19 protein-coding genes are annotated in these 22,167 nt (G+C 69.2%); 15 read left to right on the top strand and 4 right to left on the bottom strand.

The annotated features are described in order from the left end of the window. Positions 1 to 76: 76 nt before the first annotated feature. The gene (locus P7B02_RS09970) at positions 77 to 2,128 is read left to right on the top strand and encodes a lytic transglycosylase domain-containing protein (RefSeq protein ID WP_347276645.1); all 2,052 of its coding nucleotides are present in this window, start codon (positions 77 to 79) and stop codon (positions 2,126 to 2,128) included. Here P7B02_RS09970 and P7B02_RS09965 read toward each other — a convergent pair. Then, complete coding sequence (locus P7B02_RS09965; protein ID WP_277786195.1) at positions 2,118 to 2,753, bottom strand: TetR/AcrR family transcriptional regulator; 636 nt, start codon at positions 2,751 to 2,753, stop codon at positions 2,118 to 2,120. The genes P7B02_RS09970 and P7B02_RS09965 overlap by 11 nt on opposite strands. A gap of 176 nt (positions 2,754 to 2,929) precedes the next feature. Between P7B02_RS09965 and P7B02_RS09960 the strand changes: the two genes are divergently transcribed. From P7B02_RS09960 to P7B02_RS09945, 4 genes are read left to right on the top strand one after another with little or no spacing between them, the layout of a single operon-like run. Beyond that, positions 2,930 to 3,310, top strand: a complete 381-nt coding sequence (locus P7B02_RS09960; RefSeq protein WP_277786194.1) for a hypothetical protein — start codon at positions 2,930 to 2,932, stop codon at positions 3,308 to 3,310. Further along, positions 3,247 to 4,464, top strand: coding sequence for a glycosyltransferase family 2 protein (locus tag P7B02_RS09955; protein ID WP_277786193.1), 1,218 nt, complete (start codon positions 3,247 to 3,249; stop codon positions 4,462 to 4,464). The genes P7B02_RS09960 and P7B02_RS09955 overlap by 64 nt, the downstream gene beginning before the upstream one ends. Further along, positions 4,377 to 5,237, top strand: a complete 861-nt coding sequence (locus P7B02_RS09950) for a class I SAM-dependent methyltransferase (RefSeq protein WP_277786192.1) — start codon at positions 4,377 to 4,379, stop codon at positions 5,235 to 5,237. Before P7B02_RS09955 ends, P7B02_RS09950 begins: the two co-directional genes overlap by 88 nt. Beyond that, on the top strand, positions 5,234 to 6,022 hold the full coding sequence (locus P7B02_RS09945; RefSeq protein WP_277786191.1) for a TrmH family RNA methyltransferase: 789 nt from the start codon (positions 5,234 to 5,236) through the stop codon (positions 6,020 to 6,022). Before P7B02_RS09950 ends, P7B02_RS09945 begins: the two co-directional genes overlap by 4 nt. A gap of 24 nt (positions 6,023 to 6,046) precedes the next feature. Here P7B02_RS09945 and P7B02_RS09940 read toward each other — a convergent pair whose 3' ends face one another. Beyond that, positions 6,047 to 6,637 (bottom strand): FMN-dependent NADH-azoreductase, encoded by a 591-nt coding sequence (locus P7B02_RS09940; RefSeq protein ID WP_277786190.1) that lies wholly within the window; start codon positions 6,635 to 6,637, stop codon positions 6,047 to 6,049. 213 nt (positions 6,638 to 6,850) lie between these two features. Between P7B02_RS09940 and P7B02_RS09935 the strand changes: the two genes are divergently transcribed. After that, positions 6,851 to 7,231 carry a winged helix-turn-helix transcriptional regulator gene (locus P7B02_RS09935; RefSeq protein ID WP_277786189.1) on the top strand — a complete coding sequence of 127 codons (381 nt, stop codon included), beginning with the start codon at positions 6,851 to 6,853 and terminating at the stop codon, positions 7,229 to 7,231. 421 nt (positions 7,232 to 7,652) lie between these two features. Here the strand turns inward: P7B02_RS09935 and hrpB are convergent, their stop codons facing one another. Further along, positions 7,653 to 10,094 (bottom strand): ATP-dependent helicase HrpB, encoded by a 2,442-nt coding sequence (gene hrpB / locus P7B02_RS09930; RefSeq protein WP_277786188.1) that lies wholly within the window; start codon positions 10,092 to 10,094, stop codon positions 7,653 to 7,655. A 167-nt stretch (positions 10,095 to 10,261) separates the two neighbouring features. Between hrpB and P7B02_RS09925 the strand changes: the two genes are divergently transcribed. The 9 genes from P7B02_RS09925 to P7B02_RS09885 all read left to right on the top strand — a co-directional run bounded on the left by P7B02_RS09925 (position 10,262) and on the right by P7B02_RS09885 (position 19,830). After that, positions 10,262 to 11,803 carry an amino acid permease gene (locus tag P7B02_RS09925; RefSeq protein WP_277786187.1) on the top strand — a complete coding sequence of 514 codons (1,542 nt, stop codon included), beginning with the start codon at positions 10,262 to 10,264 and terminating at the stop codon, positions 11,801 to 11,803. 80 nt (positions 11,804 to 11,883) lie between these two features. Continuing rightward, the gene (locus P7B02_RS09920) at positions 11,884 to 12,552 is read left to right on the top strand and encodes an MBL fold metallo-hydrolase (protein ID WP_277786186.1); all 669 of its coding nucleotides are present in this window, start codon (positions 11,884 to 11,886) and stop codon (positions 12,550 to 12,552) included. 78 nt (positions 12,553 to 12,630) lie between these two features. Then, positions 12,631 to 13,365 (top strand): response regulator, encoded by a 735-nt coding sequence (locus P7B02_RS09915; protein WP_277786185.1) that lies wholly within the window; start codon positions 12,631 to 12,633, stop codon positions 13,363 to 13,365. Beyond that, entirely contained in the window at positions 13,362 to 14,726 is a 1,365-nt protein-coding gene (locus P7B02_RS09910) for an ATP-binding protein (protein WP_277786184.1), read from the top strand. The genes P7B02_RS09915 and P7B02_RS09910 overlap by 4 nt, the downstream gene beginning before the upstream one ends. Before the next feature lie 104 nt (positions 14,727 to 14,830). Beyond that, positions 14,831 to 15,526, top strand: coding sequence for a hypothetical protein (locus P7B02_RS09905; protein WP_277786183.1), 696 nt, complete (start codon positions 14,831 to 14,833; stop codon positions 15,524 to 15,526). Between the two features lie 142 nt (positions 15,527 to 15,668). Further along, positions 15,669 to 15,827 carry a hypothetical protein gene (locus P7B02_RS09900; protein ID WP_277786182.1) on the top strand — a complete coding sequence of 53 codons (159 nt, stop codon included), beginning with the start codon at positions 15,669 to 15,671 and terminating at the stop codon, positions 15,825 to 15,827. 11 nt (positions 15,828 to 15,838) lie between these two features. Next, the gene (locus P7B02_RS09895) at positions 15,839 to 16,057 is read left to right on the top strand and encodes a KGG domain-containing protein (protein ID WP_277786181.1); all 219 of its coding nucleotides are present in this window, start codon (positions 15,839 to 15,841) and stop codon (positions 16,055 to 16,057) included. 147 nt (positions 16,058 to 16,204) lie between these two features. Continuing rightward, entirely contained in the window at positions 16,205 to 18,532 is a 2,328-nt protein-coding gene (locus P7B02_RS09890) for a glycosyltransferase family 4 protein (protein WP_277786180.1), read from the top strand. 26 nt (positions 18,533 to 18,558) lie between these two features. Beyond that, positions 18,559 to 19,830 carry a glycoside hydrolase family 130 protein gene (locus P7B02_RS09885; protein WP_277786179.1) on the top strand — a complete coding sequence of 424 codons (1,272 nt, stop codon included), beginning with the start codon at positions 18,559 to 18,561 and terminating at the stop codon, positions 19,828 to 19,830. Positions 19,831 to 19,840: 10 nt separating this feature from the next. Here P7B02_RS09885 and egtB read toward each other — a convergent pair whose 3' ends face one another. Beyond that, entirely contained in the window at positions 19,841 to 22,063 is a 2,223-nt protein-coding gene (gene egtB, locus P7B02_RS09880) for an ergothioneine biosynthesis protein EgtB (RefSeq protein WP_277786695.1), read from the bottom strand. Positions 22,064 to 22,167: the final 104 nt, after the last annotated feature.

Genomic DNA, 22,167 nt, shown 5'->3' with positions numbered 1-22,167 from the left:
TATGTCTGCGGACGGGGGTGCGGCAACAGCCGTCCGGCAAGGTTTTAAACTGGAGTACGTCGGCTTGGCTTCATTGTTGCGTAGAATCCTTGTGGCGACGGGCGCTGTGGTGCTCGTGAACGGCGTCGCCGACGCCCAGACGGCCATGAATTCCGCCCAGCCGACACTGACTGATTCGACCTACGCCACGCCCTCGGCCACGGATTCCGCTCTGCTGAAGTCCGCGCTGGACGCCCTGCGCCGGGGCGACACCGCCACCCTGCGCAGCGCGCGGCTGGCGGCGCAGGACCCGCTGACCCGCAAAATCATCACCTGGGCCCTGGCCGACGCCGCGCCGGAGCAACTGGGCTTCTACGAGCTGGACAACGCCCGCCGCGACCTGGACGGGTGGCCCCGCGCCGCCAAGCGCCAGGCCGCCACCGAGAAGCTGCTGGGCACAGCGGGCCTTGATCCGGCCCGCACCATCGCCTGGTTCGGCGGGGCGGAGCCGACCACGGCGCAGGGCGCCGTGACCCTGGCCAACGCCTATCGCGCCCAAGGTCGGCAGGCCGAGGCCACGACGCTGATCAAGCGCTTCTGGCGCGAGCGGGTGTTCGAGGCCGACGTCCAGCGCAGCATGCTGGCCCAGTTCAGCGACGTCCTGAGCATGGACGACCACATCCGCCGGGCCGACATCCTGCTGTACGGCCAGCAAGGGCCGGCCACGCGGGACATGGTCGCCATGCTGCCGGCGTCCGAACAGGCCGCGGCCGGCGTGCGGATGGCCTTCCGCAACGGGGCGTCGAACGCCAACGACCTGCTGGCCGCCCTGACGCCGGAGCAGCAGGTCCAGCCCGGCGTCGCGTTCGAGCGGGCCGCCTTCCTGCGCAAGAAAGGCCTGGACCAGGCTGCTCTTGGCCTTGTCCGCTACTTCCCGATTCCGCCGACGCCCGAGGCCGAGAGCCGCGTGTGGACCGAACGGAAGATGCTGATCGTCTCGTCCCTGCGGAACGGCGACGCGGCCGGGGCCTACAACGCCGCCGCCAACGCCGGCCTGACCGATGGCGCCGATGCGGCCGAGGCGGAGTTCTACGCCGGCTGGCTGGCCCTGACGCGGCTGAAGAACCCGGAGCTGGCCGGCCGCCACTTCGCCCAGATCACCGGCATCGGCCAGTCGCCGATCACCCGCTCGCGCGGCTTCTACTGGCAGGGCCGGGCGGCCGAGGCGTCGGGCGACATGATCGGCGCCCAGTCCGCCTATGGCGAGGGCGCGCAGTACCAGACCGCCTTCTATGGCCAGCTGGCCGCCGAGCGCGCCGGCCTTCAGCACCTTGTCCTGGGCAAGGACCCCATCCCCACCGCCGCCGACAAGGCGCGGTTCGAAAGCCGCGAACTGGTCCGCGCCGCGCGGCTGATGCTGTCGGCCGGGGCGCGCGACAGCTTCCGGGGCTTCGTGCTCTATATCGACGACATCCTGCCCAACGCCGAGGAAAGCGCCCTGCTAGTCGACATGGCCCGCGCCACCGGCGACCAGGACCTGGCCATGCGTGCGGCCCGCGCGGCGGCGCAGCGCGGCTTCGTCCTGCCGGAGCGGGGCTATCCGATGATCAACCTGCCGGAGCTGCCGGCCGGTTCGGCGGAGAACGCCTTCGTCTTCTCCATCGCGCGGCAGGAAAGCAACTTCGACACCTCGGCCGTCTCGGCGCCGGGCGCGCGGGGCCTGATGCAATTGATGCCGGGGACGGCGTCGGACACCGCCCGCAAGCTGGGCGAGAGCTATTCCCTGCAGCGCCTGCACGAGGCGGAGTACAACCTGCGCCTGGGCTCGCGCTATCTGGGCCAGATGGTTGACCGCTTCAGCGGCAGCTACATCATGGCCGCCGCGGCCTATAACGCCGGTCCCGGCCGTCCGCCCCAGTGGGTGACCTTCTGCGGCGACCCGCGCGGCGGGGCTACGGACCCGCTCGACTTTATCGAGTGCATCCCGTTCAGCGAGACTCGCAACTACGTGATGCGGACCCTGGAGACGATGCAGGTCTATCGCGCCCGGCTGAACGGCGGCACGGCGCCGCTGATGCTGTCGGCGGATCTGAAGCGCGGCGGCTACACTTACACCACCGCCACCACGACGGCCTCGGTCAGTCCGTAACGAGGCCGTACAGAAGGCCGTCGAGCATGACCTTCATCAGGTCCTCGGCGCTCGACCAATCACGGTCCGGCTTGGTGATCATCAGCGACACCAGGCCATGGCAGGCGGCCCATAGGGCCTCGGCGGCCGTCTCAGCGGTGCCGGTGCGCAGGCGGCCCTGGGCGGCGACTTCCTTGATGACGCCGAGATACTTCTCGAAGCAGCGGTCGCCCAGCTCCAGCACCGCCTGCTGCTTCTCGCTGCGGATGCCGCGGGCGGAGGAGCAGAACACCAGCTCGTAGGCGTTCGGGTTGTCGAAGGCGAAGCGCATATAGGCTTCCAGCATCCGGCGGACGCGGGCCACGGCGTCGATCGGCTCGGCCGAGATCTGGCTGTTGATCTCCAGCAGGCGGGAGATGGCGCAGTCGCTGATCTCCAGCAGAATCTGGTCCTTGTCCCGGAAGTGCATGTAGAGCGCGGTGGAGGACACCCCCACTTCATCCGCGATCTTGCGGATGGTGGCGCCGTGATAGCCCTCGGCCACGAAGATGCGTTCGGCGGCGGTCAGAATCTCGCCCCGGCGCATATGCCCGTCGCCCTTGGCCTTGCGGGCGGATTTCTGCGGCTTCTTCAAGGTGGCGGTCACAACGATCCCCGGAACGTCATAGGGCGGTCACTTAACAGGGAATCTACCCGCGTTCGCAAGAAGCGGGCGAGCACCGCCTTATGGTTTGCAAAATCTTAACGACAACTTCCGGTCGCTTCCGCGCCTGAAACCCCTGCCCCTCTTATACGGCCCATCGGCCACCAGGGGTTGTGGACATGGCGCGGGAGGAGCGGGACGGCGGCGCGCCAAGCGTCGAGCGCACGATCCTGTTCGACAGCGCGGCCACGGGCCTGACCCGGATGCAGATCGCCTTGCTGGCAACGGCCTTGCTGATCCTGCCGGGATTGGCGGCGACGGACTGGAGGCCGGGCTGGACGGCGCTCTATCTCCTGCTGTTCGCCGGTTTCGGCGGGGCGACGCTGATGAGGCTGGCCGCCCTGCTGATCGCCCGCCCGCCGCAGCCGGTCCGCCCCTGCCGGACGCAGTCCTGCCCCGCTACAGCGTCATCGTGCCGCTCTATCAGGAAGCCGGGATGGCCCCGGGCGTCGTGCGGGCGATGCAGGCCATCGACTATCCGCGCGACCGGCTGCAGGTGATCATCGTCATTGAGGACGACGACATGGAGACGGCGGCGGTCCTGGCGCGGATGCGCCTGCCCCGCTTCATCGAGGTGATGGTCGCGCCGCCGGGCCATCCGAAGACAAAGCCCCGCGCCTGCAACATCGCCCTGCGCCGGGCGCGGGGCGAACTGGTGGTGGTGTTCGACGCGGAGGACCGCCTCCATCCCGGCCAGCTTCGCGAGGCGGCGGCGCGGTTCGCGGCGGGACCGCGCGAACTGGCCTGTCTGCAGGCGCCGTTGCGGATCGATCCGGACCGGCGATTTATCCCCGCCCAGTTCGGCCTGGAATACGCGGTGCAGTTCGAGGTGATGCTGCCCGCCCTCGCCCGCCTGGGCCTGCCGTTTCCCCTGGGCGGGACCAGCAACCACTTCCAGACCGGCGTCCTGCGCGGCGTCGGCGGTTGGGACGCCTTCAACGTCACCGAAGACGCGGACCTGGGGTTCCGGCTGGCGGCGCGCGGGTGGCGGATGGGGATGCTGTCCGCGCCGACCTTCGAGCCCGCGCCGACGGCGCTGGTCGATTGGCTGCCGCAGCGGACCCGGTGGGTGAAGGGGCACATGCAGTCGTTCGGCGTGCATTCACGGCGGTTCTGGCGACAGCCGTTCGGCTTCAACGCCGCGCTGCTGGCGACGCTGGGGCTGTCGAGCCTGTCGGTGCTGTTGCATGGGCCGGCGGCGGCCTGGGTGCTGGCGACGATGCTGAGCGGGTGGATGGCGGGCGTGCCCCTGCCCATCGCGGCGCAGGACCTGGCTCTGCTGCTGAGCGGATGGGCGGTGACGGCGGCTTGCGGCGCGGCGGGCCTGCGCAACGCGGGGTTGCCCCTGCGGCTGAGGGACTTCGCCCTTGCGCCGCTGTACTGGCCGATGCTGTCCATGGCCGCCGTTCATGCGGTGCGGCAGCTGATCACCGCGCCCTATCACTGGGACAAGACGCGCCATTCGCCGGTTCAGGCCGAAGCGAGGGTGGACGTCCCCTCCCCGCAGCGCGTATCAGCCGGGAAATGGACAGCCAGAAACCCGCGGTGGCGGACACGCCCCTCGTCATGCGAACCACCGCCTGGGGTGATTACGCCCTCATCGACAGCGGCGACGGACGCAAGCTGGAGCGCTACGGCAAGTACACGGTCGTAAGGCCCGAACCCCAGTGCCTGTGGCGCCCGCGCCTGGACGCCAGCGTGTGGGACAAGGCCGACGCGGTGTTCGATCCTTCGGACGAAGAGGAAGCCGGCCGCTGGCGGTTCTCCAAGCCGCCGGCCGAGACCTGGCCCCTGGGCTGGGGCGAGGTCCGCTTCCACGGCCGTTTCACCAATTTCCGCCACCTTGCCTTCTTCCCCGAGCAGGCGGCGAACTGGGCGTGGATGGACGAGCGCATCCGCGCGGCCAAGCGGCCGCTGAAGGTGCTGAACCTGTTCGGCTACACCGGGGTGGCGTCCCTGGTCTGCGCGGCGGCGGGGGGCGAGGTCACGCATGTGGACGCCTCCAAGAAGGCCATCGGCTGGGCGCGGGAGAACGCCGCCCTGTCGAAGATGGAGGACAAGCCGATCCGCTGGATCTGCGAGGACGCACGCAAGTTCGTCCAGCGCGAGATCCGGCGCGGCAGCCGTTATGACGGCATCATCCTGGACCCGCCGAAGTTCGGGCGGGGCCCCAACAACGAGGTCTGGCGCCTGTTCGAGGGTCTGCCGGAGTTCGCCGAGCTGTGCGCCGAGCTGCTGTCGCCGGACGCCAACTTCCTGATCCTCAACGCCTATGCCGCGCGGATCAGCGGGGCGGCGCTGTCGGGCCTGCTGGCGGAAAAGCTGGCCGGGCGGCCGGGCCGCATCGACTGGGGCGAGTTGGCCCTGGTGGAGGAGAAGCTGGACCGCCAGATCGGCCTGTCGTTCTTCGCGAGGTACGCGTCGTGAACCCCAAGGTCGTCACCTCCGTCACCAACGCCACGGTGAAGGCCGTCCGCGCCCTGCACATGCGCAAGGAGCGCGAGGAGACCGGCCTGTTCCTGGCCGAGGGCCTGAAGATCATCATCGAGGCGGTGGACCTGGGCCACGCGCCGCGCATCCTGCTGTTCGGGCGCGACGCGGCTGATCATCCGATGCTGCAGAAGGCGGCCGAGGCCACCCGCAAGGCCGGCGGCGAGGTGATCGAGGTCAACCGCGAAATCCTGGAGAAGGTCAGCCGCCGCGACAATCCGCAGGCGGTGGTGGCGGTGTTCAAGCAGACCTTCGCCGAGCTGGACGCTTTGGAGCCGCAGAGCGCGCCCTGCTGGGTGGCGCTGCAGGCGGTGCGCGATCCGGGCAACCTGGGCACCATCGTGCGCACGGCGGACGCCGCCGGCTGCGGCGGGGTGATCCTGGTGGGCGACTGCTGCGATCCGTTCTCTGTCGAAGCTGTGCGGGCGACCATGGGCTCAATCTTTGCGGTGAAGATCGCCAAGGCCAGCGTCGAGCAGTTCCTCGCCTTCCGCGAAACCTGGCCGGGATCGGTGGTCGGCACTCTGCTGACCGCCGAGGTGGATCACCGCACGGCCGAGTACCGCAAGCCGTCCCTGATCCTGATGGGCAACGAGCAGCAGGGGCTGCCGCCCGAGCTGGCCGCCGCCTGCGACGTGAACGTCAAGATCCCCATGCGCGGACGCGCCGACAGCCTGAACCTGTCGGTGGCGACGGGGATCATGATCTACGCCGCCACCTAGGCTGGTTCAGGAAGGTCTCAAGGCTTACGCCGCGCGCTTCAGTTCAGTGACCGAGGCCAGGGCGGAGGCGATGCCTTGTTCGCGCTGCTCGGGACCGACGGCGATGCCCTCAGCGCGGACGAACTCCACGTCGTGGATGCCGATGAAGCCGAAGATCGCCTTCAGATAGGGCTCCTGAAAGTCCATGCCGGCGGCCGGCTGGCCGTCGCCGTAGTAGCCGCCCTTGGACAGGGCGACGATCACCCGCTTGCCGCCCGCCAGGCCTTCGACGCCGTTGGGGCCGTAGCGGAAGGTCTTGCCCGCCGCGAGGATGCGGTCGATCCAGGCCTTGAGCTGGCTGGAGATGGTGAAGTTGTACATGGGGGCGCCGATGACGATGATGTCGGCGGCCAGGAACTGCTCCAGCGCCTCTGCGCCGGCGTCGAGTTCGGCCTGCGGGGCCACGCCGCCCAGATGCGCGCCGCTCAGGTGCGGCAGCGGGTCGGCGGCGAGGTCGCGGTAGACCACCTTGGTGGCCGGAGCGTCGTTGGTGATGGCGGTCGCGATGGCGGCCGAGACCTGACGGCTGACGGAGTTGTCGCCCAGGATCGAGGAGTCGATATGCAGCAGAGTCATTGGAGAAACCTTCCTTTTCATCGGATCGGTAACCGAGCCTGCTGCCGATTAAGTGCGCCGGAATTCGTAACTCAAGAACGCACAAATTTGGTGCCGAGACACATGGGTTAGCCCTGGTCACATGGATGTGCCTGCTGGGGATGCGCCAAGCCCTTGAGTAGGCTGGATTTGTTCCTAAGTTACTTTTTCAGCCCACCCGAAGAACGTCGTTTCATGTCGCAAGAAAATCTCGCCTACACCCCCTCCGCCTGCCGCCCGGTGACGGATGTCCTGTCCTTGATCGGCGACAAGTGGACGGTGCTGATCGTCATGCTGCTGGCTGACGGGCCGCGCCGGTTCAACGAGCTGAAGCGGATGGTGAACGGCATCTCCCAGCGGATGCTGACCCTGACCCTGCGCAATCTGGAGCGCGAGGGCCTGGTGAACCGCACGGTGTTCCCCACCGTGCCGCCGCGCGTGGAGTATGAACTGACGGCGCTTGGGAAATCGCTGAAGGCGCCGGTGGCGGCGCTCGGCCAATGGGCCCACGCCAACCAGCTGCAGATGGACTTGGCCCGCTTGGAGTTCGACAAGAAGGCGGCCGAGGCGGCTTGAGGTGCATTGCGTGCTTCGACTGGCCGCTTTCGCGACCGCTCAGCATGACGAAGGTGGATTGGCTCTGAGTTCGTCATCCTGAGCCTGTCGAAGGACGCACGGCTTCGCCGCCTCGCGCGGTTGCGCGAAGGTGATGGGAGGGCAGCGGAGCACTGGTCTTCGCTCGATTTGGGTTGGAGTGGCTGGAAAGAAGTCCGGCGCTCCGCGCGGGTCCTTGTCGTGAACGCTGCGATCGACGCCTTCGTATGGCTGTTCCCGGCGTCGGTCGGCCTCCAGGGGGAGCCGATCCCGCCGCGACGTCAGCGCGTGGCCACGCACCCTCCCCTGCGACGGGATGAGCAAAGCTTACGGGAGGTTCTGAGGAGGGGGATAAGCATCCGCTTCTCCTCCCTCGTAGCGAAGCGTGCGGGGAGAAGAAGGCTCACGTCCCTCGGGGTTTCGCCCTGGCGGTCGGCGCCGTGTTGGCCGGGTCGTCGGGCCAGACGTGCCGGGGATAGCGGCCCTTCATCTCGCTTTTGACCGCCTTCCATGAGCCGGCCCAGAAGCCCGGCAGGTCCTTGGTGATCTGGATCGGGCGATGGGCGGGTGACAGCAGGGCCAGGGTCAGGGGCACGCGCCCTCCTCCCACCGACGGATGGGTCGACAGCCCGAACAGCTCCTGCACCCGGACGTCGACGCGGGGGCTGCCCTCGGCGGCGTAGTCGATGCGGAAGGCGTTGCCGGTGGGCGCGGTCCAACGGGACGGGGCGGCGGCGTCCATCTTCCGCTGCAGGTCCCAAGGCACGAGCGTCTTCAGGGCGTCGGCCAGGGCGTGGTCGGAGAGGTCCGCCAGGGACGACTTTCCGGTCAGCAGCGGAGCCAGCCAATCGTCGAGCTGGGCGATCAGCGCCGCGTCGGACAGGTCGGGCCAACTGTCGTCGAGCTCGCGCAGGAAGGCGGCCTGGGCGCGGAAGCCGTCGGACGCCTCGCCGAATTTGAGGGCCGACAGCCCCTCGGCCCGAACCTTGTCCATCAGGGCCTTGGTGATCATGGCGGGGTCGGGCTTTTCGATCAGCCGCTCCTCCACCACCAGCTTGCCCAGGCGCAGCAGACGGCGGGCGCGGACGCGGCCCTTGGCGTCGGGCTCCAGGCGGTCCTCGGCGACCAGACGGTCGGCGAAGGCCTCGCGCAGGGCGGCCTCGTCCAAGGGGGCGGCCAGCAGGATCCGGTCGCGGGCGTCGCCGCCGCCGAGTTCGCCCACCGCGAGCCACTTCTCGCGCGCCAGGGCGTCGGTGGCCTCCAGATAGACGCCGCGTCCGTTGGCGAGCTGAAACTCCCCCGCCGGACCGCGGGCGCGGGCCACGCGCTCAGGATAGGCCTCGGCCAGCAGCAGGGCGTCGTCGAGAGGTTCGGCGTTCGAGGCCTTGCCCGCCGCCCGAGCCCAGCGGCCGGCCAGGGTCTTGGCGTCGCGGGCGCGGGGCGAGCCGTCGCGGCCCACGGCCTCCAGCCGGTGGCGCAGGTCCACATCGCGCCCGCCCAGGGCCTGTTCGCTGAGCACGGCGGCGATCAGGGCGGCGCGGTCAGCCTGGCCCGAGGCGGCGGCGCGCAGGATCATGTGGGCCAGACGCGGGGCCAGCGGCAGGTCGCCCAGACGCTCCCCGTGGGTGGTGAGCGCGCCGTCGTCGGTCAGGGCGTTCAGGCGACGCAGCAGACCCCGCGCCTCGTTGAAGGCGGCGGCGGGCGGCGGATCGAGGAAGGTCAGCCCCTCCGCATTGCGGGCGCCCCAGCGGGCGAGATCGAGGGCGAGGCTGGAGAGGTCCGCCTCCAGAATCTCCGGCCGGCCGAAGGCGGGCAGAGCGCGGGTCTCCGCCTCGTCCCACAGGCGATAGCAGACGCCGGGCTCGGTGCGGCCGGCGCGGCCCCGGCGCTGGTCGGCGGCGGCGCGGCTGACGCGCACGGTGTCGAGGCGGGTCAGGCCGCTGGCCGGGTCGAAGCGCGGCACGCGGGCCAGGCCGCAATCAATGACCACGCGCACGCCCTGGATGGTCAGGGAGGTCTCGGCGATGGAGGTGGCCAGCACCACCTTGCGCCGCCCCGGTGCGGCGGCGGCGATGGCGCGGTCCTGCACGGCGGGATCGAGGGCTCCGTAGAGCGGGGCCACGTCCACATCGGGCCGACGCAGGCGCTCCTTCAGCAGGGTCTCGGTGCGGCGGATCTCCCCCTGCCCCGGCAGGAAGACGAGGACGGAGCCGCCCTCCTCCTGCAGCGCGCGCTCAACCGCGCGGGCCACGCGCTCCTCCAGACGGAGGCGGTCGTCGCGGCCGAGATAGCGGGTGTCGACCGGGAACATCCGGCCCTCGCTCTCCACGATCGGGGCGTCGCCCAGGTGGGCGGCGATGCGGGCGCCGTCGAGGGTGGCGGACATGACCAGCACCCTCAGGTCGTCGCGCAGCAGGCCTTGCGAGTCGCGCGCCAGGGCGAGGCCGAGATCGGCGTCCAGGCTGCGTTCGTGGAATTCGTCGAACAGCACGGCGGCGACGCCGTCCAGGCCCGGGTCGTCCAGAATCATCCGGGTGAAGACGCCCTCGGTCACCACCTCGATCCGGGTGCGGGCGCTGACCTTGGATTGCAGGCGGACGCGATAACCGACGGTCTCGCCCACCGGTTCGTTCAGGCTCTGGGCCATGCGTTCGGCGGCGGCGCGGGCGGCGAGTCGGCGCGGCTCCAGCAGGATGATTTTCCCGTCGCCCACCCACGGCTGCCCCAGAAGGGCCAAGGGAACGCGCGTGGTCTTGCCCGCGCCCGGCGGCGCCACCAGCACGGCGGCGCACGCATCGAGCAGCGTCGCCTGCAATCTCGGCAATACCTCTTCAATCGGAAGCATGCAGGCCCTGTAAACGCCCCCCGCCTCCGCGCCAAGCGGGGCGCCGTCGTGCTTGCCGCTTGACCGGGGGCAGGCAAGTCGCCACGGTCGCGCCACGCTGAGCTCGAGATCCGGGCCAGACTTTCACGAAGCGGCTCTGGGGGAGCCGTGGGACCTCTGGAGGAAATATGTGGCGCGTTAAGCCGCTCGACGCGATTCTGGCGACCGCACAGAAGAAGTCGCTTCATCGCTCGCTGGGTCTGTTCCAGCTTACCCTGCTCGGCATCGGCGGGATCATCGGCACCGGCATCTTCGTGCTGACCGCCGAAGCGGCCCAAAAGGCCGGCCCGGGCATGCTGATCTCTTTCATCATCGCCGGTTTCGTCTGCGCGGTCGCCGCGCTCTGCTATTCCGAACTGGCCTCGATGGTGCCGGTCTCCGGCTCCGCCTACACCTACTCCTACGCGGTCATGGGCGAGTTCATCGCCTGGCTGGTGGGCTGGGCCCTGATCCTCGAATACGCCGTGGCGGCCAGCGCCGTGGCCGTGGGCTGGTCCGGCTATCTGGTCGGTCTGCTTGAGAACTCCATCGGCGTGGTCATACCCGCCGCCTTGGCCAACGGCCCCTATGCCGGCGGCGTCATCAACCTGCCGGCGGTCGTCATCGCCGCCGCCGTGACCGGCCTGCTGGTCGTCGGCACCACCGAGAGCGCCACGGTCAACGCCGTCCTGGTCGCCATCAAGGTGACGGCCCTGACCCTGTTCATCGTGCTGGCCCTGCCGCTGATGAAGCAGGAAAACTTCGCGCCGTTCGCGCCGCTGGGCACGCCCGGGATTATCGGGGCGGCTGCCTCGATCTTCTTCGCCTATGTGGGCTTCGACGCCGTCTCGACGGCCGCCGAGGAAACCAAGAACCCGCAGCGCAACGTCCCGCTGGCCCTGATCGGCTCGCTGGTCATCTGCACCATCTTCTACATCCTGGTCGCCAGCGGCGCGATCGGCGCCTATGGCGCTCAACCGCTGTTCGCGGCGGACGGCGTCACGCACCTGGCTCCGGGCTCTCGCGCCTTGGCCGATCAGTGCGCCAACATCGCCGCCGGCGCCCAGCAGCCGCTGGTCTGCTCGAAGGAAGCCCTGGCGCATGTCCTGCGCGAGATCGGCTATCCGTCGGTCGGCAACCTGCTGGGCTTGGCGGCCTTCCTGGCCCTGCCCTCGGTCATCCTGATGATGGTCTATGGCCAGACCCGCCTGTTCTTCGTGATGTCGCGCGACGGCCTGCTGCCGGCCGTGCTGAGCAAGGTGCATCCGAAGTTCAAGACGCCGCACGTGGTGACCATGGTCACCGGCGTGGGCGTGATGGTCGCGGCGGCCTTCTTCCCGGTCGGCTCGCTGGCGGACATCTCGAACTCCGGCACGCTGTTCGCCTTCCTGGCGGTGTCCATCACGGTGGTGCTGCTGCGCATCCGCGAGCCGAACCGCCACCGTCCGTTCCGCGCTCCGCTGGTCTGGATCGTGGCCCCGGTGGCCGGCATCGGCTGCATCGTGCTGTTCATGTTCCTGCCGCCGGCCGCCAAGCTGGTGTTCCCGGTGTGGTCGGGCATCGGTCTGCTGCTGTACTTCGCGTACGGCTTCCGCAACAGCCACGTGGGCCGCGGCATCGTCGAGGTTCCTGAGACGGCCCCCGACGCCCCGCCGACCGAGGCGCAAGCCATCGGCGCGCCGAAGGACTAAGCGTCCTTCACAGGCTTCAAGGATCGGCCCGGGCATCGTCCGGGCCTTTTCTTTTGGGCGCATCACACCATGTTGGGGCCATGAGCTCCGAGCCCCCCATCCGCGCGGTGATCGCGCCGGTCACGCCGCTTCAGCAGAACTGCACCATCGTCTGGTGCGCCAAGACCAAGAAGGCGGCGATCATCGATCCCGGCGGCGAGGTCCCGCGCCTGCTGAAGGCGATCGAGGACCAGGGGCTGACCCTGGAGAAGATCTGGATCACCCACGGGCACCTTGATCACGCCGGCGGCGCGGCGGCGCTGAAGCTGGAGACGGGCGTGCCGATCGAAGGGCCGCACCCCGACGACCAGTTCTGGATCGACGACATCAGCACCAACGGCGACCGCTGGGGCATGCCCGAGGCGCGAGCCTTCGTGCCAGACCGCTGGCTGGGCGACGGCGACGTGGTCACGGTGGGTGAAACGGAGTTCGAGGTGATCCACTGCCCCGGGCACACGCCGGGGCACGTGATCTTCTTCCATCGCGAGGCGAAGTTCGCCCAGGTGGGCGACGTGCTCTTCCAGGGCTCGATCGGGCGGACGGACTTCCCGCGTGGCAACCATGCGGACCTGATCGCCTCCATCACCCAGAAGCTGTGGCCCCTGGGCGACGACGTGCGGTTCGTGCCCGGTCATGGCCCCATGTCCACCTTCGGGGCGGAGCGGCGATCCAACCCCTATGTGGCCGACCGGGTGCTGGCGGGCGCCTGAACTTGGCGTTCCGGCCACGTTTCGCTTCTATGTCCGCGCTGAAATCGGAACGTGACAGGGGCGTGGCATGAAGGCGGAATGGATATGAGCCGAACCGATCCATCCCCCCGGATTCTCGTGGTCGACGACGATCCGGGCATCCGTGACCTGGTGTCCGACTTCCTCGGCAAGCATGGCTATCTCGTGGAGACGGCCGGCGACGGGACGGAGATGGAGCGCGCCCTTTCGCGCCAGAAGCCCGACCTCATCATCCTTGACGTCATGCTGCCCGGCGACGACGGCCTGGCCCTTTGCCGCAAGCTGGCGGCTCAGCCGGACGGCCCGTCGATCATCATGCTCAGCGCCATGGGCGAAGAGACGGACCGCATCGTGGGCCTGGAGCTGGGGGCCGACGACTATCTGCCCAAGCCGTGCAATCCGCGCGAACTTCTCGCCCGCGTCCGCGCGGTCCTGCGCCGCCGCCAGGAGCCCCGCCCCGCCGAAGACACCGCCCTGGGCGCGACCTGCGAGTTCGCCGGCTGGCGGTTGGATCTGGTGCGGCGCGACCTGCGCTCGCCCGACGGGGTGGTGATCAACCTGTCGAGCGGCGAGTTCACCCTGCTTCGCGCCTTCATCGACCGGCCGCAGCGCGTTCTGAACCGCGACCAGCTTCTCGACCTGGCCCGAGGGCGTGATTCCGACGCCTATGACCGCGCCATCGACGTGCAGATCAGCCGCCTGCGCCGCAAGCTGGACGACAGCGCCGGCGAGATCATCCGCACCATCCGCTCGGAAGGCTACGTGTTCACGCCCAAGGTCACGCGGACCGCATGAGCCGCCGCATCTCCGCCACGCCGCTGTTCCTCCAGACCATCGGCCTGGTGATCTTCACCCTCATTGCCGCCCAGGTGATCAGCGTGGCGGTGATCCTGCTGTCGCCGCCGCCGACGCCGGAGTTCTATCGCGTCACCGAGATCGCCCAGGCGGTAAAGACGGGCGTGGAGACCGACACCCGCGACGGGCGGCCCTTGGCGGTTCGTGCGCGCAACAAGCTGAATTTCGACGACCAGCGGCTGAGCCGCCGCCGCAATGAGCTGAAGGCCGTGATCGGCCGGGCGATCGATGTCGATCCGTCGCGCATCGTCCTCAAGATCAGCATGCAGCGCCGCCTGCTGCTGCGCCCCGGCCCCCCGCCGCCCGGCATCCGCCGCGCCCTGCTGGAGCAGAAGGGCGGCCCGCCGCCCGAGCTTCGCCACGAAGACTTTCTGGTCGGCCGGTTCAAACTGGCCGTGCAGCAGGCCGACGGCCACTGGATCGTGGTCGAACCCAAGCCGTCCCTGCGTCCCGACGAATGGCAGGCGCGCCTGCTGCTGGTGCTGGGCCTGTCGATCCTGGCGGTGACGCCGCTGGTGTGGTTGTTCGCCCGCCGCCTGGCCGCGCCGATCAGCGCCTTCGCGGATGCAGCCGAGCGCCTGGGCCGCGATCCCGGGGCGCCGCCGCTGGAGCTGAAAGGCTCGGCGGAGGTGAAGGCCGCCGCCACCGCCTTCAACGGCATGCAGCAGCGCCTGCGCAGCTATGTGGAGGACCGCACCGCCATGATCGGGGCCATTGCCCACGACATGCGCACTCCCCTCACCCGCCTGCGCTTTCGCATCGAGGGTGCGCCGGAGGAGCTGCGGGGCAAGCTGGCCGCCGAAATCGATCAGATGGACGAGATGATCTCCGCCGCCATCACCTTCGTCCGCGACGCCACGCGGGAAGGTGAGCGGACCAAGCTGGAGCTGGCCTCCCTGCTGGAGAGCGTCATCGACGACGCCGCCGAGATGGGTGGGAAGGCCAGCGTCGAGCGGTGTGACCGCATCGTCATCGACGGCGATCCCCTGGGCCTGCGGAGACTGGTGTCCAACCTCGTGGACAATGCGCTCAAATACGGCGGCGCGGCGCGCGGGCGTGTCTTCGCCGAGGACGGCTTCGCGATCATCGAGATCGAGGACGACGGTCCCGGCGTGTCGGACCGGGAGATGGACCGGGTCTTCGACCCCTTCTATCGCGGCGAGCCTTCGCGCAATCGCGAGACCGGGGGCATCGGGCTGGGCCTGGCGGTGGTCCGCTCCATCGCCCGCTCCCACGGCGGCGACGTCACCCTGCACAACCGCGAAGGCGGAATGACCGCGCGGGTCCGGCTGCCCCTCTGACATTCGCCCAAGCTTGGCCTTATCTGGGCGTGATTGTTGCGCTCCGGCAAAGCTTGGGCGCGCACCTGCAATCGGCCGGCAACGGCCATGGTGTTTGTGAAGTCATGATCCGCTCCCTCCTCGTCTCCGTCACGCTTCCCCTGGCCGCCTTCGCCGCCGTCGCCCACGCCCAGCCGCCCGAGGTGCCGCGCGAGGGGCCGCCACGCGAGGGTCCTCGCGGCCCCCGGCAACAGGTGTTCATCAGCCCGGCGGGTGAGCCGTTCCGCGCCGCGCCGGACGCGCCCTATCCCGTCGCCGCTTGGTTCGCCCGGGCCGACGCCGACAAGGACGGCAAGCTGGACCGCAAGGAGTTCACGGCCGACGCGCTGGTGTTCTTCGACACCCTGGACACGGACAAGGACGGGATCATCTCGTCCCTGGAGAACACCGCCTACGAAAACAAGGTCGCGCCGGAGATCCTGCCTACCGCGGACCGTAGCGGCCTCGGCGGCCCGCCTCCCGGCGGCGCGCGCAAGGGCGGCCCGCGCCCCGGCGACAAGAAGCTGAAGAACCGCCGCGTCATGGCGGGCATGAGTCTGCAAGGCGCCGCGCCCTACAGCCTGCTCAACGAGCCCCAACCGGTGCGAGGGGCGGACGCCGACTTCAATTTCCGCATCACCAAGGCGGAGTTCGAAACCACCGCGCGCAAGCGCTTCACCATCCTCGACACGGATGGCGACGGGTTCCTCATCCTCGACGCCCTGCCCCAGACGCCCGTTCAGCAGATGCGTGAGAATATGGCTGCTTTGCGGCGTGAATAGAGTTCCCTAACCGGCCGACATCATGGGAACTACTGACAAAGCGCGCCGGTCTGCTTGATCCGGCGCGCTTTGTTGCGTTTTCGGGTGAACCCAATCCGACTTCACCGGTTTAGCTCCACAGACCAACTGGACTGAAACCGTGATGACCGACCCGAACAGCCCGCCTCCGACTCCCGAGCCGCCGGCTCCCGAGTACGAGCCGGGTCAGGTTCCGGACGAGGCTCCGCCTCTCGATCCGACGCCGAACCCGCCCGGAGACGGCACGCCTTTCGCCGGATCGGTCATCTCGAGGCTTTACTGAAGGAGCAGACCATGGACCTCGACTCCAACCGGACGACCACCCGCGGCCGCCGTGGCTTCGCCGCCATGGATCCCGAACGCCGCCGTGAAATCGCCCGCAAGGGCGGCGCCAGCGTTCCCAGCGAAAAGCGCAGCTTCGCCAAGGATCGCGATCTGGCGGCCAACGCCGGCCGCAAGGGCGGCTCCTCATCGCGCGGCGGCGGCCGTCCAAATCGGTCGGGCGAAATCTAGCTGCCGTGAACCGGGCGCCGGCGCCGCAGAAAGCGGCGCCTGTCCCGGAAGCGAGATCGGCTTATTTTCGGCCGCATCCCAAACCGCCTTTTGCGCGTTGCAGCAATCGAACCGGCATGACCGGCAGCACCTCTAGGGCGGATTATCATGGACTTGACGTTGGCTTCACTCGGCCAGGTCGATCAAAGCGATGCGACCGAACTGTCCACTCCCGTGTCGGCTGGCGCCGACCTGAAGCGCGTGGCGCTGATCGGCAACTTCCCCCCACGCCGATGCGGCATCGCAACCTTCACAGCCGACGTCCACGACGCCCTGACGGCGTCCTTCCCTGACCTCGCCTGCGACGTCTATGCGATGGACGACGGCAACGGGCCGTATGACTTCGGCGGTCCCGTCAAGTTCTCCATCCGTCAGCAGCAGTTCGGCGATTACGCCGAAGCCGCGCGCCGCATCAACGAGAGCGGCGCGGACCTGATCAACCTGCAGCATGAGTTCGGCATCTTCGGCGGCCCGGCCGGCGAGGACATCCTGCGCGTGCTGTCGGCCGTGCGCGCGCCGGTGGTCGTCACCCTGCACACCGTCCTGACCAACCCCAACGCCGACCAGCGCCGGGTGATGCGCGGCCTTATCCAGCGCGCCTCGCGCCTGCTGGTCATGGCCGAGAAGGGCAAGGAGATCCTGCGCCGGGTGTACAGCGTGCCGGGCGACAAGATCGCCGTCATTCCTCACGGCGCGCCGGACCGCCCGCTGGTCGAGCCGGACACCGGCAAGGCCGCCTTCGGGCTGGAGGGACGCAAGGTGCTGATGACCTTCGGCCTGCTGTCGCCGAACAAGGGGTTGGAGGTGATGATCCGCGCCCTGCCCGCCATCGTCGAGCGGCACCCGGACGTCATCTACACCATCATCGGGGCCACCCATCCGCACCTGATCGCCCGCGAAGGCGAGGCCTATCGTGAGCAGTTGGCGGAGCTGGCCACCTCGCTCGGCGTGCGGCGGAACCTGGCCTTCATCAATGAGTACATGGACACCCCAGCCCTGCTGGACCGGCTGCAGGCGGCGGACATCTATGTGACGCCCTATCTGGCCGAGGCGCAGATCACCTCGGGCACGCTGTCCTACGCCGTGGCCATGGGCAAGGCGGTGGTCTCCACCCCCTACTGGCACGCGCATGAGCTGCTGAATGACGGGACGGGCGTGCTGGCTCCGTTCGGAGACGTCGAAGCGCTGGCGGCGGCGGTGAACGGGCTGCTGGATGATCCCGAGCGCCAAGCCGGGCTGCAGGCCCGCGCCTACGCCAAGGGACGGCGGACCATCTGGTCGGCCGTGGCCAAGGACTATGTATCGACCTTCAAGGATGCGCAGACCGCCCGGGTGATCGACATGAGCCAGGAAAGCCGCGCCCGCCTGCCGGCGCCGAAGCTGGACGCGGTGGAGCGCCTGACCGACGCCTGCGGCATCTTCCAGCACAGCCTGTACGGCGTGCCGGACCGCCGCCATGGCTACTGCATCGACGACAATGCCCGCGGCCTGATCCTGGCGACCCAGTTGAAGGCGCTGAGCCCGCGCGACGAGCGTCCGCAGCGCTTGGCCTGGGTGTACGCCTCGTTCGTCCAGTACGCCTGGAACGCCGATGTGGGGCGGTTCCGCAACTTCATGTCCTATGAGCGCACCTGGCTGGAGGCCGAGGGATCGTCGGACAGCGGGGCCCGCGCGCTATGGGCCATCGGGGCCACGGCGGAGAACGCGCCGATCCCCGACCTGCGCCATTGGGCGGAAGGATTGGTCCGCAATGTCCTGCCGTCGTTCGAGGGCATCCTGGCGGCCCGCACCTCGGCCTTCGCGATCCTCGGCCTGGCCTCGCTGGTCCGATGCGGCGTCGAGAGCGCGACGGCGGAGCGGCTGCTGCGCAAGCACGCCGACCATCTGGCCGAGCTGTTCGAAACCCATGCCACCGCGGACTGGACGTGGTTCGAGCCTTTCCTATCCTATGACAACGCCCGCCTGCCTGAGGCCCTGCTGCGCGCCGGCATGGCGCTGGAGGAGGACCGCTATATCCAGATCGGCCTCAAGGGTCTGGCTTGGCTTTGCGAGATCCAGTCGGCGCCGGACGGCTGTTTCCGCCCGGTGGGCACCCACAGCTTCGGCGTCCATCACGCCCGCCCGTCGGCTTTCGACCAGCAGCCGCTGGAGGCCGCCGCCACCATCGACGCCTGCGCCGCGGCCTTCGAGGCGGCGGGGGAGCAGCGCTGGGTCAACGAGGCGCGCCGGGCCTATGACTGGTACCTCGGCGCCAACGACCTGGGCGTGCGGATGGCCCGGGATGAGGACGGCTCGTGCCTGGACGGCCTCAGCCCTCAAGGGCCGAACCTGAACCAGGGCGCTGAATCGGTGCTGGCCTTCCAGATGTCGACCTGCGCCATGCACAGCCTTCTCGCCCGCCACAGCGTCTCCACCCCGCTGGCCGTTCGACACTGACCCGCAAGGCGCGTTAGCTTCAGTAAATGCCGAAGATTCATCACCTGCCTCACAGGCTGCAGGCGGACGCGACGCGCGTCGTGATCCGTCCCTTCCAACTGCCTTCGGCCAGCGGCCGGATGCAGCGCATCTTCACCGCCGTGCAGGCCATGGACATGCGCACCTGCCAGGCCGAGCTGGCCATCGTCGGCCGGGACTTCGAGTCCCGCCACTGGCAGACCCGCCGCATCTTCCTGAAACGCTATGAACAGGTGGCGGCGGAGCTGGGGATCAAGAACGGCCTGTCGGACCAGCAGCGCCAGTTGGTCGGCGCCTATTTCTGCCACGAGTACTCCTACTCGGCGGCGGCGCTGATGAACCCGTCGGTGGTCGCGCACGTGGACCAGTCCGGCCTGACGCCGGGCAGCGTGCGTTTCATCATGTCCCTGCGGGCGGTGGGCGAAGGGCACATCTCGTCCATCGCCTTCCGCGAAGGCATCCTGACTCACGACGGGCGCATGGACCTGATGCCCGAGCCGCCGTTCGCCACGGCCGTGAGCTGGGACAAGCCGTGCGGTCCCGATGTGGAGTCCTGCCCGGTCACGGCCGAGCGGCATCCCGACGCCTCGCTTTCCGGCACGGTGATCTTCCCCTTCACCCCGGCCCAGGCCGGCGGGCTGGAGGACATGCGCCTGGTCCGCTTCCTGGACGACGACGCCAGCACGGCGCGCTACCTGGGCACCTATACGGCCTATAGCGGTAAGGCCATCGGCTCGGAGCTGATGAGCACGGACGACTTCCGCACCTTCCGCATGGAGCCCATGCGCGGCCCGGCGTCACGCAACAAGGGCATGGCCCTGTTCCCGCGCAAGGTGGACGGCCAGTACATGATGATCGGCCGGCAGGACGGCGAGAACGTCTTCCTGCTGAGGTCCGAAGACCTGCTGGAGTGGGGCGAAGGCGAGCTGCTGATGAAGCCCCGCGATCCGTGGGAGCTGGTCCAGATCGGCAACTGCGGCTCGCCCATCGAGCTGGACGAGGGCTGGCTGCTGCTGACCCACGGGGTCGGGGCCATGCGCAAGTACGCCATCGGGGCGGTGCTGCTGGACAAGAAGGACCCCAGCAAGATCATCGGCCGCCTGCCCGGCCCCCTGCTGTCGCCCGCCGACGAGGACCGCGAGGGCTATGTGCCGAACGTGGTCTACACCTGCGGCGCGCTGGCCAATAACGGCATGCTGTTCATGCCTTACGGCGTGGCCGACAGCTCGGTAGGCTTCGCCCTGATCAAGCTGGACGAGTTGCTGGGCGAGATGGTCTGAGGCCAGCGCCTCAGACCGCCGTCAGCAGAAACACCCCGAAGGCCGGGGCCGGGCTGATCCACTCGCGTTCCACGCGCCAGCCGCCTTGGGCCGCCAGGTCGGCGACGCGTTCGGGGGTGAACTTGTAGGCGTTTTCGGTGTGGATGGTCTCGCCGGCGGCGAAGCGGAAGGCGCGGCCGGCGGCGTGGGCGACCTGGCTTCCCGTGCTGAGCAGATGCATCTCCATGCGCTGCTCCAAGGCGTTCCAGAGGGCCAGATGTTCGAAGGCGTCGAGGTCGAAGTCGCCGTCAGCCTCGCGGTTGATGCGGGCCAGAACGTTCTTGTTGAAGGCGGCGGTGACCCCGGCGCTGTCGTCATAGGCGGCCACCAGGGTCGCCTCGTCCTTCACCTGATCCGCGCCTAGGATGAAGGCCGAGCCGTCGCCCAGCAGGCGGCGGGCGGCGCGCAGGAAGGCCGCCGCCTCGTCCGGCGTGAAATTGCCGATGGTCGAGCCGGGGAAGAAGCCCACGCGCGGCCGGTCGCCCAGGGACGGCGGCAGACGCAGGGCGGTGGTGAAGTCGTCCATCAGCGGCGCGACCAGCAGGTTCGGATAGTCGGCGCGGATCGCCTCGGCCGCGTCGGCCAAGGCGGTGGGGCTGATGTCGATGGGCGCGTAGGCGGCGACGTGGGGCGCGGCGTCGAGCAGCAGCCGGGTCTTCAGGCTGGCTCCGCTGCCGAACTCCACCAGGGCCGCCCGGTCAGGAACGGCGGCGGCCAGTTCAGGCGCGATCTGCTTCAGCAGCGCCGTCTCGGTGCGGGTCGGATAGTATTCCGGCGTCTCGCAGATCTCCTCGAACAGGCGGGAGCCCTCGGCGTCGTAGAAGTACTTCGGCGGCAGGGTCTTCGGGTAGGCGGACAGGCCGGCGATCACGTCGCGTTCGAAGATGGTCAGCTCCGGCGCCGGGGCGGTCTTGCGACGCGGGTCGCGAGCCAGGCGCAGGCCGGAGAACATCCAGCGCTGATGCGGATAGTAGAAGTTGCGGTAGCTGGCGCGGGCGTGCCCGTCCGGCGTGACGCAGGCGCCGCCGCGCAGGACCATCTGGCCCGACATGAACTTGCCGTTGTACTCGCCCACCGCGCCGGGGCCGGGCTGGAAGCCGGGATAGGGCGTATAGGCGCTGGCGGTCCATTCCCAGACATCGCCGAACATCTGGCGCAGGCCCGGGCCCGTCGGCGCCGGGCGCGGGTTCAGGGCGCCGGAGGAAAGGAACTCGCCGTTGAGGCCGGCGGAGGCGGCGGCGTGCTCCCACTCCGCCTCGGTGGGCAGGCGTGCGCCGGCCCAGGCGGCGTAGGCGGCGGCCTCGTAGAAGCTGACATGGACCACCGGCGCGGCGGGATCGAGGGGCGCGAGACCGCGCAGGGTCATGGCCTTCCAGCCGCCGTCGGACTGACGCCAGTAGAGCGGCGCGGTCCAATCCTCGGCCTGCACCTTGGCCCAGCCGTCGGACAGCCAGAACTCCGGCCGCCGGTAGCCGCCGTCGTCCATGAAGGCCAGCCATTCGCCGTTGGTGACGGCGCGGTCGGCCAGCTCGAAGGGCTCCAGATAGACCTTGTGGCGCGGGCCCTCGTTGTCGAAGGCGAAGCCCCGGCCGTCGTGGCCGATCTCCACCAGACCGCCTTCGAAGGCGACGAAGTCCAGGGGCGCGGCCGCCCCCTCGCCCACGAGCTTGCCGCGCGCATAGGCGGGGTCCAGGGGCGAGTTGGAGAACAGGTGCAGCACGTCCATGAGCATCAGTTCCTGATGCTGCTCCTCGTGGGCCAAGCCGAGGGCCAGAAGCGGCTCGAGCGCGGGATCGAAATCCTGCAGAAGCCGCGTCATGGCCGCGTCCACGTGGCGGCGGTAGTCGATGATCTCCGACGCCGCCGGACGGGTCAGAAGCCCCCGCTGCGGCCGCGGCTGACGGGGGCCGAGCGCCTCGTAATAGGAGTTGAAGAGGTAGGCGTAGAGCTCGTCGAACTGTCGATAGCCGGGAACCTTCTCAGCGAGAATGAAGGTCTCGAAGAACCAGGTGGTGTGCGCCAGGTGCCACTTGGCGGGACTGGCGTCCGGCATGGACTGGGCGGACTGGTCCTCGGCGGTGAGCGGGGCGGCCAAAGCCTCGGTGGCGCGGCGGACCTTGAGGTAGCGATCGAGCGCGCTTCCGCCCACGGGCGTATGGGCGGCGAGGCGGACGGCGTCGTCGAGCGGGGTCATGCGGTTTGAACGGCCAAGCCTGCCGTCGGTTGCTTCCCCGTCCATGGTTCGCCTCCTGGTTAGGGACGATGCTACGCCCCGCCGCGCCAGAAAGTGGCAGCAGC

This window comes from Caulobacter segnis, assembly GCF_029543125.1.
GTDB lineage: Bacteria > Pseudomonadota > Alphaproteobacteria > Caulobacterales > Caulobacteraceae > Caulobacter > Caulobacter segnis_D.
This window is presented reverse-complemented; position numbering and strand designations above follow the sequence as displayed.